The sequence below is a fragment of the Cupriavidus sp. NPDC089707 genome, from assembly GCF_044748965.1.
Taxonomy (GTDB): Bacteria; Pseudomonadota; Gammaproteobacteria; order Burkholderiales; family Burkholderiaceae; genus Cupriavidus.
In genome coordinates, this window is the sequence record NZ_JBIVHB010000015.1 from 88,960 (window position 1) to 100,772 (window position 11,813).

The window sequence follows — 11,813 nt, forward strand, 5'->3', positions numbered from 1 at the left end:
AGGAGGACCCGTGAACACTGCTTTCCACTGGCGCAGCATACTGTGCCTGGCCTGCGTAGTGCTGGCGGCCTGCGGCAAGGAAAAACCGGCGGCAGTTGCACCGCCTGCGACGGAAGTCGGCGTGATGACGGTGGCGCTGGCCGATGTGCCGATCGTCTATGACTTCGTCGGCCAGACCCAGAGCTCGCAGCAGGTAGAAATCCGCGCGCGCGTCAATGGCTTCCTTGACCGGCGCGTCTATACCGAGGGCGCGGTAGTCAAGGCAGGCGAGACCATGTTCCTGATGGATCCCAAGCCGTTCGCCGCCGCGCTGGACGCCGCCAATGCCGAGCTGGCGCAACAGCAGGCGCGGCTCAAGACCGCCAACGCCGACCTGGCCCGCGTCAGGCCGCTGGCCGAGCGCAACGCCTTGAGCCAGCGCGATCTCGACGACGCGGTCGGCAAGCAGCAGGCCGCCGCGGCCTCGGTCGAGGCGGCCCGCGCCAATGTCACCAACGCCAAGCTGAACTTGGGCTACACCACGATCAAGTCACCGGTCACGGGCGTGTCGAGCTTCGCCAAGAAGCAGGCCGGCAGCTATATCGATGCCTCCAACAGCCTGCTGACCTACGTGGCCAAGCTGGATCCGATGTGGGTCAACTTCAGCCTGTCCGAGAACGAGGTGCTGAGCTCGCGCTCGGAGCAGGAGTCGGGCGCGCTCAAGTTCCCGGCGCAAGGCGCCTTCGACGTGGTGATTGTGCTGGCCGACGGCAGCCAGTTTCCGCATCACGGCAAGATCACCTTCGCCGATGCGTCCTTCAGTTCCGAGACCGGCACCTATATGATCCGCGCCGAGGTGTCCAACCCTTCGGGCACGCTGCGGCCGGGGCAGTTCGTGCGCGTGAAGCTGCATGGCGCCGAGCGCACGCAGGCGGTGGCGGTGCCGCAGGAAGCGGTGATCCAGGGCCCGCGCGGCCAGATGGTGTGGGTGATCGACAAGGACAACAAGGCGCAGCAGCGCGTGGTGGAAGTCGGCCAGTGGACCGGTGACAACTGGGTGATCCGCTCCGGCCTGAAACCGGGCGAGCGCGTGGTGCTGACCGGCGCGCTGCGGCTGGCGCCTGGCGCGCCGGTGAAGATGGTGGAAGTGAAACCCGGCGGGCATGCACCCGGACAGCCCCCCGCCGGACAGCAGCCCGGCCAGCCGGCCGCCGCGGCGCCCGCCAGCGGCCCGGCCGCCGCGGCGTCGATGCCTGCCGCGGCCGCGGCCGCGTCACGGGGAACGGAAAGCGCCGGGAGCAAGCCATGAAGCTTGCTCACTTCTTTATCGACCGCCCGATTTTTGCGTCGGTGCTGTCGATCATCATCGTGGTCGGCGGCCTGGTGGCGCTGACCGCGCTGCCGATCGCGCAGTTTCCCGACATCACGCCGCCCTCGATCACGGTCAGCACCAAGTACCCAGGCGCAAGCGCCGAAGTGGTGGCGCAGAACGTGGCCGCGCCGATCGAGCAGCAGGTCAACGGCGCCGACAACATGATGTACATGAACTCGTCGAGTTCCTCCACCGGGGACATGACGCTGACCGTGTACTTCGACATCGGCACCGATCCGCAGCTGGCGCAGGTGGACGTGCAGAACCGCGTCAACCTGGCGCAGCCCACGCTGCCCGATGCGGTGACAGCGCAGGGCGTGTCGGTGCAGAAGCGGTCGTCGGCGTTCATGATGGTGATCGCGATCTATTCGCCCGACAACACCTACGACCAGACCTTCGTCGGCAACTACGCCAACATCTACGTGCTGGATGCGCTCAAGCGCATCCCCGGCGCCAACCAGTCGTCGATCTTCGGCAGCCCGGACTACGCCATGCGCGTCTGGCTGCGGCCCGACCGCATGGCCTCGCTCGGCATCACGGTCGAGGACGTCCAGAATGCGGTGGCCGCGCAGAACCAGCAGTATTCCGCCGGCCGCATCGGCCAGTCGCCGACCTCGGGCCCGGTCACGCAGACTTTTCCGCTGGCGACCAAGGGCCGCATGACCGAGCCCGCCGAATTCGAGAACATGATCCTGCGCGCCCAGTCCGGCGATGCCGCGCTGGTGCGGCTCAAGGACGTGGCGCGCGTGGAACTGGGGCAGAAGGATTACTCGCTGCGCAGCCGCTACAAGGGCAAGACCGCCACGCTGATGGCGGTTTACCAGCAGCCTGGCGCCAATGCGCTGGACGTGGCCAAGCAGGTGCGCGGCACGCTCGAGGAGTTGAAGAAATCGTTCCCGCCGGGCCTGGAGTACGAAGTGGCGCTGGACACGACCACTTTCGTGGAGGAGTCGATCGACGAGGTCGTGCACACGCTGCGCGATGCGGTGATCCTGGTGATATTGGTGGTTTACCTGTTCCTGCAGAGTTTCCGCGCCACGCTGGTGCCGATCCTGGCCGTGCCGGTATCGATCATCGGCGCCTTTGTCGGCATGAGCATGTTCGGCTTCTCGGTCAACATGCTGACATTATTCGGCATGGTGCTTGCCATCGGGATCGTGGTCGACGACGCGATCGTGGTGATAGAAAACGTCGAGCGGAACATGACCGAATTCAACCTCCCGCCCAAGGAGGCTGCCAAGAAGGCCATGGACGAGGTCAGCGGGCCGGTGGTGGCGATCGTGCTGGTGCTGCTGGCGGTGTTTATTCCGGTGGCATTCCTGTCGGGCATTACCGGGCAGCTGTACAAGCAGTTCGCGGTGACGATCGCGGTGTCGGTGGTGCTGTCGGGCGTGGTCGCGCTGACGTTGTCGCCGGCGATGGCGGCAATCCTGCTCAAGCCCGGGCAGCACAAGAAGAACCGCTTCTTCACCTGGTTCAACAACAAGTTCGATGCACTGGTGGGGCGCTATGACAAGGCCAACCAGGTGGTGATCCGGCGCACGTTCGTGTCGCTGGGCGTGATCGCCGCCATGCTGGCGGCGATCGTGCTGATGTTCGCGCGCATCCCGTCATCGTTCCTGCCGGTGGAGGACCAGGGTTACATCCTGGGCGCGGTGATCATGCCCGACGCGGCCAGCCTGGACCGCACGCAGGCTCTGTCGGATCGCGCCGGCGACTGGTTCGCCAAGCAGCCGGGCGTGGCCGCCGTGGCGACGCCGACCGGCTTCAGCCTGATCGACTCGCAGAACAAGGCCAACGCCGGCACGATCTTCGTTTCGCTCAAGGGCTTCCACGAGCGCGGCGCGGGCGAGAGCGCGGCCGACCTGATCACCAACGCCAAGAAGGAGTTCTCGAAGTACCAGGATGGCGTGGTGATCCCGATCAACCCGCCCTCGATCCCGGGCCTGGGCACCACCGGCGGCTTCGAGTTCTGGCTGCAGAGCACGGGCGACGCTACCTACCAGCAACTCGAGGCCAAGGTGCGCGCCTTTATCGCCAAGGCGCACGAGCGGCCCGAGCTGACCGGCGTGAACTCCACCATCAACACGCGTTCGCGCCAGTTAATGGTGGAGGTGGACCGCGAGCGTTCCGAAACCCAGGGCGTGCCGGTGGAGAACGTGTATTCCGCGTTGCAGACGATGTTCGGATCGCTGTACGTGAGTCAGTTCCCCAAGAACAGCCGGCTGTTCCAGGTCATCCTGCAGGCCGAGCCTGACTACCGCTCGCGTCCGGAGGACATCGACAAGGTGTACGTCCGCAACCGCTCCGGTGAGATGGTGCCGATCAAGGCGGTCACCACGGTCAAGTACCAGCCCGGCGCCGACATCGTCACGCGCTTCAACAACTTCCCCGCCGCCAAGATCATGGGCGACGCCGCGCCGGGCTACAGCTCGGGCCAGGCGCTGCAGGCGATGGAGGAGGTCGCGCATGAAGTGCTGGGCGAAGGCTATGCCTTCTCCTGGAGCGGCCAGGCGTATGAGGAAAAGACCGCCGGCTCGACCGCTGTCTATGTGTTCAGCTTCGCCTTGCTGATGGTGTTCCTGATCCTGGCGGCGCAGTACGAGAAGTGGTCGTTGCCGATTGGCGTGCTGCTGGCGGTGCCGTTCGCGCTGTTCGGCGCGCTGCTGGCGATCCTGCTGCGCGGCATGCAGAACGACGTGTACTTCCAGATCGGCCTGACGGTGCTGATCGCGCTGGCGGCCAAGAACGCGATCCTGATCTTCGAGTTCGCGGTCGAGATGCGGCACAAGGAAGGGCTGAGTGCGTATGACGCGGCGCTGCATGCGGCCAAGCTGCGGCTGCGCCCGATCATCATGACCTCGCTGGCGTTCATCCTGGGCTGCGTGCCGCTGGCGATCGCGAGCGGGGCCTCGGCGGCCAGCCGCCAGTCGCTCGGCACCGGGGTGATCGGCGGCATGCTGGGCGCCACCGTGATCGCGCTGTTCTTTATCCCGATGTTCTTCTGGGGACTGGAAAAGATGTCCGAGCGCAAGGCCAAGGCCAAGCCGGGCACTGCGCCGACCACCAAGCCGACCACCACGCCGACCACCACGCCGACCACCACCCACCAGCCCGGAGAACCGACATGAGCGCCCGCCGCACGCTGGCCGGCGCCTGCCTGGCCGCAGCCCTGGGCGGCTGCGCCATCGGACCCAACTACGAACGGCCGGCCACGCCCGATCCGGCCCAGTACCGAATCGATACCGGCGCGCTGACCGTGGCCGCGGACAGCGCCTGGTGGGACAGCTTCGGCGACCCGGTGCTGAACGGGCTGGTCGATACGGCGCTGCGCAACAATTACGACGTGCGCATCGCCGCCGCGCGCATCGACGAATTCCGCGGCCAGTTGATGGTGGTGCGCTCGGGCTTCTTCCCGCAGGTGAACCTGTCGGCGTCGGCTACGCGCCAGCGTCTTGGGACCTTCAACGGGACGCCGTTCGCGTCGTTGGACGGACCGCGCAACTCGTACCAGCTGCTCGCCAATGCCAGCTGGGAAATCGACCTGTGGGGCCGCATCCGCCGGCAGGCCGAGGCCGCCGAGGCCAGCCTCTGGAATGCCGAGTACGCGCGCCGTGGCGTGGTGCTGTCGCTGGCAGCGTCGGTGGTGCAGGGCTACGCCACGCTGCGCGGGCTGGATGCGCAACTGGAGATCGCGCAGCAGACGCTGAAGGCGCGCGGCGACGGGCTGAATATCTTCCGCCAGCGCTATGAGGGCGGCGTGATCTCGCAGGTGGAACTGTCGCAGGCGGAGAACGATTTCTACGTGACCGAGGCGACCATCCCGGTGCTGCGCAGCGGCATCGCGCAGACTGAGAACGCGCTGTCGGTGCTGCTGGGCCGCGAGCCGGGACCGATCGAGCGCGGCAAGCCGGTCAATGAACTGCAGCCGCCGTCGATCGGCGCCGACCTGCCGGCCACGCTGCTGTCGCGCCGGCCCGACGTGCTGCAGGCCGAGCAGAGCGCCATTGCCGCCAATGCGCAACTGGGCGCGGCGCAGGCGCTGTACCTGCCGGCGGTCAACCTGAGCGGCTTGTTCGGCGCCATCGCCAGCTCGCCGGCGGGACTGTGGGACAGCGCCTCGCGGGTGTGGGGCATCGGCGCGGGCCTGACCCAGCCGATCTTCCAGGGCGGCGCCATCCGCGGCCAGGTGCAGACCGCGTCGGCACAGCGCGACCAGGCCATGATGGCGTATCAGGGCACCGTGCTGGCCGCGCTGGCCGACGTCAACAGCGCCTTGTCCAATGGCATCGAGACGCGCAACCGGCTGGTGAGCCTGCGCCAGCAGGAGAAGAGCCTGGTGGTGTATGCCGACCAGTCGAGCGCACGGTACGAGGGCGGGTATTCGAGTTATCTCGAAGTCACCACCGCGCAGGAGAAGCTGTTCGCCGCGCAGCTGCAGGCGGTGCAGGGGCAGGTGGACGTGCTAACCGGCACGGCGGCGTTGTACAAGTCGCTGGGCGGCGGCTGGCCGTCGGTGCCGCAGGAAGTACGGGATGCGGGGATGCAGGGGGATGCGAAGGTGCTGGCGAGGTGATAGAGGGCGCGAGCCATCGGCGATGATGTGCTCGCGCGGCGCCTCAGCGCGCCGACCACTCCCCCTGCCTGACCCCAAGCGCTGTCACCACCCCATACGCGGTAATCCCCAGCGCCACCCCCAGGAAATGCCCGTCCAGCCCCATCCCGAACACATTGGCCAGCACCCAGCCTCCGCCGGCGGCCAGCGCGATCCGGCACAGCCCCGCCGCCGCCGGCCAGCGCATCCGCCCGGCACCCATCGAGGCGAAATACAGTGCCATCCCCAGGCCGAAGCCGCCAAACGCCGGCCCCACCCATGACAGGGCGCGCGCGGCAATGGCGATCACTTCGGCATCGCTGCTGAACAGGCTGGCAAAGCGCAGCGGCGCCAGCCCCACCGCTGCGCCGGCCGACCCCGCGATCAGCAACGCGAGGAAGGCGCCGACCCATGCGGTGCGGCGTGCCGTATGCCAGTCGCCGGCACCGACCGCACGCCCGACCAGCGCCGTCAGCGCCGAGCCCACGCCGAACGCCAGGGGGATCATCAAAAATTCCAGCCGCGCCGAGATCCCGTAGGCCGCCACCGCCGCGGTGCCATGATGGCGCAACTGCGTGGTGACGAGGATGGTGGTCAGGTTGGCCACCGACGCCAGCGCGCACGCCACCAGCCCCACCGACAAGATGCGCGCGAACAGCGGCCACGACGGCCGCACCCGCAGCACTGGCACGAAGCCCGCGCCGCCGCGCGCGACCACGATCGCCATCGCCAGCGCCGCGGCCCACGACACCGCCGCCAGCGCCGCGCCGATGCCGGCCAGGCCCATGCCGGCGGGTTCGGCCAGCAGCCACGCCAGCACCGGGAAGGCCACCCACATCAGCGCCAGCACGCGCGCCGCCAGCGCATGGCGGCCGCCGCCGCGCAGCACCGAGGCCAGCGTATTGGCCAGCCACGCCGGGATCGCGCCCGCGCCGAACAGCCAGATCGCATAGGTGGCAGCCGCTTCGGCCGCGGTGGCGCCGGCCACGGCACCGAGCACGCCGCGCGGGAAGCCGGCCAGCACCACGGCAAAGGCCAGCCCGGCCGTGACAGCGATCAGCAGCGCATGCATCACCAGCGCCGAAGCCTCGTCGCGCTTGTTGGCACCCAGCGCCCGCGCGATCGCCGCGACCACGCCGCCGCCCATGGCGCCGGTCGACATCTGCTGCAGCAGCAACGCAAACGGCAGCACAACCGCCCAGCCCGCCAGCGCGGCGGTGCCCTGGCGCGCGGCCAGCCAGGTTTCGATCAACTGGCCCACGGCCTGCAGCACCGCGATCAGCGCGGTCGGGCCGGCCAGCCGGCCGATGCGGCGGGCGAGTTCCGTGGCGGGGACGGTGGCGGGGACGGTCTCGGCCGGTACGGTGCCGGCAGGCAAGGCGCCGGTTTCACTCATGTCCGTGCTCCGTGCCGTGGCCGATGTTGTCGGGTTCGCCGAAGCGGCGCTGCAGGAAGCGGCCGGCGCCCGGACCGGGCAGCACGCGCACGTCGTCCAGCGTGATCGGCGTGCCGTCGGCGCGTGCCAGTGCGGGCTCGGCGATTTCCTGGCCGGTGCGGCGGTCCTGCAGCACCGTCAGCGGACCTTTTTCATCGGTCATCCAGCGGTCGGCCCAGGCCTTGAGCGCGACAAAGGCCGGGAAGAAGTCGCGGCCTTTGTCGGTCAGCTGGTAGACGTGGCGGCCGCCGCTCTCCGGCGTGACACGGGTCAGCAGGCCATGCGCCACCAGCGTCTTGAGCCGGGCGCTGAGGATATTGGGGGCAATGCCCAGGTTGCGTTCGAATTCATCGAAGCGGGTGCTGCCGTAGAAGGCTTCGCGCAATACCAGGATGGCCCAGCGCTCGCCCAGCACTGCCATGGATCGGGCGACCGGGCAGGGCATGGAAGTGAAATCGGTAGGGGTGGGTGGCATGGTTTCCGCGCCTCGGCCGGTGTCCTGCTTTCAATTTGCAAGTTTTTGGAAGCATAACTTGCAGAATGAAAGTTCGTTCACCAACTGACCGGCGGGCTGCGCAATTCCGTTCGATCATCGGCCATCCCGCCCATGCGTGGCGCCGGCGCCACGTCAAGGGGGCTGAGGGCCTTCAGGGCGCGGCAAAGACTTCCAGTTTGCCCAGTTCTTCCCGCATGAATCCGATCAGCGCCCGGGTGGCCATCGACGGATGCAGGTTCGGCGTGGTGATGATGAAGAGCCGGTTGCCCAGCCCTTCCGGCCGCCAGTCCGGCAGCACGGGCACCAGCGTGCCGGCTTGCACAGCCTCCCAGCCGATATAGACCGGCAGCAGGCCGATGCCATGCCCCTCGGTGACCGCGCGCGCCAGGAACAGGAAGTGCTCGGATTGCAGCGTCGGCGTCAGCGCCACGTCCACGCGCTGGCCCTCGCGGTACAGCGACAGCGCGAACTGGCGCGGCGTATAGGGCGGGCAAAGGAAGTTGCACCCGGCCAGGTCTGGCGGCACCCGCACTGGCGGGATGGTCGCGAGGTAATCCGGCGATGCATACAGTTGCCAGCGGATATCGCAGATTTCCCGAGCCACATGGTCCAGCGGTGGCGCCGAGGTGACCTTCAGCGCCACGTCGATCTCGGCCGCGATCAGGTCGTTGACCCGGTTGGCGAAGAACACCCGGAGGGTGATCCCGGGATGCAACTTGGCAAAACGCAGCAGCAATGGCGCGATATAGGCGTCGCCCAGCCCGGTCGGCACGCTGACGCGGACATGGCCGCGCAGGGTCTTGCCCAGGCTGTCGATCTCCGCCTGTGCCGCAGTCACCTCTTGCAGGATGCGCACGCCGTGCTGGTACAGCGCCTGGCCAGGCTCGGTCAGCTCCAGCCGGCGCGTGGTCCGGCGCAGCAGTTGGGCGCCGGCCTGGTGCTCCAGCTCGCGCAACTGGCGGCTGACCTGCGAGCGCGTGACGCCGCGCCGCCGGCCCGCTTCGGCAAGATTGCCGGCATCGACGATGTCGACGAAGGCCTGGATCAGGTTGAGGTCCATCCGGGATTGCCTGTGGAATTGTCGAGTCTGGCGCAACATTGTGATTCCGCTGTGCGTGATTGTCGATGCAAGGCAGCGCCGATACAGTGGCAAGCTGTCAGTCAGCACAGCGAAAAAAGGGAGACACGGATGGCCACGGACCTCTGGTTTGAAGACATGCACCGCACCGCCGACGAATTGGTGGCGCGCGGCGCGCAACTCGCCGGCGGACTGCGCCGGTTGGGCGTCCAGGAGGGCGACGTGGTCGCGGTACTGCTGCGCAACGATCCCGCCTACGCCGATGTTGTCAACGCCTGCCGCACCGCCGGCTGCTACTACTGTCCGATCAACTGGCACTTCACCGCCGAAGAAGTGCGCTTCCTGCTGGCCGACAGCGGCGCCAAGGTGTTGCTGGTCCAGTCCGACCTGCTGCCCGCGGTGCGCGACGCCGTGCCCGCCGGCATGACCGTGCTGTCGGTTGGTGGCAGCGCCGAGGGCGCGCTCGAATATGAAGGCTGGCTGGCGCAGCAGCCCGCCTATGACGGCCCACGCGTGGCGCCGCGCGGCCATATGGCTTACACGTCCGGCACCACCGGCCGGCCCAAGGGCGTGATACGCGCTCCGGTCCCGCTGGACCAGCTGGAAGCGCAGCAGGCGCGCGCGCGCTCGCTGGTGCGCCAGACCTACGGCCTCGAGCCGGGCTGCCGCGCGCTGATGTCGGCGCCGCTGTATCACAGCGCGCCAAGCTCGTTTATCCAGAACGCGCTGCAGATGGCCGAGCGGCTGGTGATCACGCCGCGCTTCGACGCCGAGCAGGTGCTGGCGCTGATCGAAAAACACCGCATCGACGTGATCTACCTGGTGCCGATCATGTACGTGCGCCTGCTCAAGCTGGCGCCCGAAGTGCGCGCGAAGTACGACCTGTCGTCGCTGCGCTTCGTCGCTTCGACCGGCTCGCCGTGCGCGCCGGAGGTCAAGCGCGCCATGCTCGACTGGTTTGGTCCGATCATCCACGAGACCTATGCTTCCAGCGAAGCCGGGATGATTACCGTGGCCACGCCGGCCGACGCCGCCGCGCGCCCCGGCACCGCCGGCCGCCCGGTCGACGACGCGCAACTGCGCATCCTGGACGAAGACGGCCGCGAGTGCGCGCCGGGCGAGATCGGCCTGGTCTACGTGCGCCAGCCCGCCTATCCCGACTTCAGCTACCGCAACAACGACGCCGCGCGCCGCGCCATCGACCGCGGCGGGCTGGTGACGCTGGGCGACATGGGCTACGTCGATGCCGACGGCTATCTGTTTATCTGCGACCGCGCCTCGGACATGGTGATCTCCGGCGGCGTCAACATCTACCCGGCCGAGATCGAGCACGAACTGGTGCGCTACCCGGGCGTGGCCGACTGCGTGGTGTTCGGCGTCCCCGACGACGAGTACGGCGAACGCCTGCTGGGCATGGTGCAGCCGATGCCGGGCGTGGAAATCCGCGAGGCAGACGTGATCGAATGGCTGCGCCAGCGGCTGTCGGGCTTCAAGGTGCCGCGCAGCATCGTGATCGAGCCACAGCTGCCGCGCGACGAGACCGGCAAGCTCGCCAAGCGCCGGCTGCGTGACCGATACTGGGAAGGCCGCCAGCGGCGCGTCTGAGTCTACCGGGCAGCGCGGCAAATACAGAGATAACCACAGGAGGAGACGCGATGCACGAGGACAAGAAAGGACGGCGGGCCTGGCTCGCCGCGATGGCAGCCGGCGCCGGCTGCGCACTGGCACTGTGGGGCGGCGCCGCGCTGGCCGCCTATCCGGACCGGCCGCTCAAGCTGGTGGTGCCGTACACGCCGGGCGGCTCGACCGACCAGTTCGGGCGGGCGCTGGCCGACGGCATGTCGCGCCAGCTTGGCCAGACCGTGGTGGTGGAAAACCGCCCCGGCGCCGCCACCATGATCGGCACCAACAGCGTGGCCCGTGCGCCCGCCGACGGCTACACCATGGTGCTGGCGACCAACGGCAGCATGGTGCTGAACCCCATGCTGTACAAGAAGATCACCTACGATCCGCCCAAGGACTTCAAGATCTTCGCGATCGGCGCCGAGGCGCCGCTGGTGGTGGTGACCAACACCCAGGTGCCGGCCAGCAACATCAAGGAGTTCGCGGCCTACGCCAGGTCGTCCGGCGGCAAGCTCAACTATGCATCGGTGGGGCTGGGCAATGCGCTGCAGCTGGCCACCGAGATGCTCAAGACCGAGCTCGGCATCAACGTCACGCACGTGCCCTACAACGGCAGCGCGCCGGCGCTGGCGGCGCTGCTGGCCAACGACGTGCAACTGATGGTCGATGTGGTCAGCACCTCGCTGCCGCATATCAAGGCCGGCAAGCTCAAGCCGCTGGCGGTCACTGGCCGCAATCGGCTGGAGGTGCTGCCCAACGTGCCGACCGTGGCGGAGAGCGGCTATCCCAATTTCCAGGCCGCGACGTGGTTCGGGCTGGCGGTGCCCGCGCAGACGCCGCCCGAGGCGGTGGCCAAATTGCAGGCTGCGGTATCGCACGTGCTGAAGGATCCGCAGTTCCGCGCGACCTTCAGCGCGCTCGGGCTGATCGTGCAGCCGCCGCGCACGCAGGCGGAGATCGACCGGTATATCGAGGCGGACCGGGAGCATTGGGGCAAGGTGATTCGGGCGAATAATATTTCGCTGGACTAGGTACGCGTACACTGGCAGACCGCTGGTTTGCTCCCTCTCCCGCGCGCGGGAGAGGGCCGGGGGAGAGGGCAGGTCCATGGCAAGCACGATAGCGCTTCACTTCATTGACGCGCTGGCCCTCTCCCCCAACCCCTCTCCCACTTCGCGGGAGAGGGGAGCGTTCACCATGGGCGGCAGCCTGCTCAAATGCTCGCGAGCCGATCAA

Annotated in this window: 8 protein-coding genes; 5 read left to right on the forward strand and 3 right to left on the reverse strand. The window is 68.1% G+C overall.

Annotated elements, in window-relative coordinates; translation table 11 throughout:
- Positions 1-10 precede the first annotated feature (10 nt).
- Genes ACIP1U_RS22370 through ACIP1U_RS22380 form a run of 3 tightly spaced genes read left to right on the forward strand, consistent with a single transcriptional unit; the run spans position 11 to position 5,927 of the window.
- Positions 11-1,288 (forward strand): efflux RND transporter periplasmic adaptor subunit, encoded by a 1,278-nt coding sequence (locus ACIP1U_RS22370; protein ID WP_400319463.1) that lies wholly within the window; start codon positions 11-13, stop codon positions 1,286-1,288.
- Complete coding sequence (locus ACIP1U_RS22375) at positions 1,285-4,482, forward strand: efflux RND transporter permease subunit (RefSeq protein WP_400319466.1); 3,198 nt, start codon at positions 1,285-1,287, stop codon at positions 4,480-4,482. Before ACIP1U_RS22370 ends, ACIP1U_RS22375 begins: the two co-directional genes overlap by 4 nt.
- Positions 4,479-5,927, forward strand: a complete 1,449-nt coding sequence (locus ACIP1U_RS22380; protein WP_400319468.1) for an efflux transporter outer membrane subunit — start codon at positions 4,479-4,481, stop codon at positions 5,925-5,927. The genes ACIP1U_RS22375 and ACIP1U_RS22380 overlap by 4 nt, the downstream gene beginning before the upstream one ends.
- 43 nt (positions 5,928-5,970) lie before the next feature.
- Here the strand turns inward: ACIP1U_RS22380 and ACIP1U_RS22385 are convergent, their stop codons facing one another.
- The 3 genes from ACIP1U_RS22385 to ACIP1U_RS22395 form a co-directional block, all read right to left on the reverse strand.
- Entirely contained in the window at positions 5,971-7,341 is a 1,371-nt protein-coding gene (locus tag ACIP1U_RS22385; RefSeq protein ID WP_400319471.1) for an MATE family efflux transporter, read from the reverse strand.
- A complete protein-coding gene (locus tag ACIP1U_RS22390) occupies positions 7,334-7,855 on the reverse strand; it encodes a winged helix-turn-helix transcriptional regulator (protein WP_400319474.1) in 522 nt (173 codons plus the stop codon). The genes ACIP1U_RS22385 and ACIP1U_RS22390 overlap by 8 nt, the downstream gene beginning before the upstream one ends.
- Positions 7,856-8,027: 172 nt before the next feature.
- On the reverse strand, positions 8,028-8,936 hold the full coding sequence (locus ACIP1U_RS22395; protein WP_400319476.1) for a LysR family transcriptional regulator: 909 nt from the start codon (positions 8,934-8,936) through the stop codon (positions 8,028-8,030).
- Positions 8,937-9,065: 129 nt separating this feature from the next.
- Between ACIP1U_RS22395 and ACIP1U_RS22400 the strand changes: the two genes are divergently transcribed.
- Together ACIP1U_RS22400 and ACIP1U_RS22405 are read left to right on the forward strand one after the other, a co-directional pair.
- Positions 9,066-10,559, forward strand: coding sequence for an acyl-CoA synthetase (locus ACIP1U_RS22400; RefSeq protein WP_400319479.1), 1,494 nt, complete (start codon positions 9,066-9,068; stop codon positions 10,557-10,559).
- A 50-nt stretch (positions 10,560-10,609) separates the two neighbouring features.
- A complete protein-coding gene (locus ACIP1U_RS22405) occupies positions 10,610-11,608 on the forward strand; it encodes a Bug family tripartite tricarboxylate transporter substrate binding protein (RefSeq protein WP_400319481.1) in 999 nt (332 codons plus the stop codon).
- The last annotated feature ends 205 nt before the right edge of the window (positions 11,609-11,813 follow it).

Excerpts from the sequence above, each read along its gene's own strand:
- ACIP1U_RS22405 (WP_400319481.1), top strand. The coding sequence starts at position 10,610 with ATGCACGAGGACAAGAAAGGACGGCGGGCCTGGCTCGCCGCGATGGCA.
- ACIP1U_RS22400 (WP_400319479.1), top strand. The coding sequence starts at position 9,066 with ATGGCCACGGACCTCTGGTTTGAAGACATGCACCGCACCGCCGACGAA.
- ACIP1U_RS22395 (WP_400319476.1), bottom strand. The coding sequence starts at position 8,936 with ATGGACCTCAACCTGATCCAGGCCTTCGTCGACATCGTCGATGCCGGC.
- ACIP1U_RS22375 (WP_400319466.1), top strand. The coding sequence starts at position 1,285 with ATGAAGCTTGCTCACTTCTTTATCGACCGCCCGATTTTTGCGTCGGTG.
- ACIP1U_RS22380 (WP_400319468.1), top strand. The coding sequence starts at position 4,479 with ATGAGCGCCCGCCGCACGCTGGCCGGCGCCTGCCTGGCCGCAGCCCTG.
- ACIP1U_RS22390 (WP_400319474.1), bottom strand. The coding sequence starts at position 7,855 with ATGCCACCCACCCCTACCGATTTCACTTCCATGCCCTGCCCGGTCGCC.
- ACIP1U_RS22385 (WP_400319471.1), bottom strand. The coding sequence starts at position 7,341 with ATGAGTGAAACCGGCGCCTTGCCTGCCGGCACCGTACCGGCCGAGACC.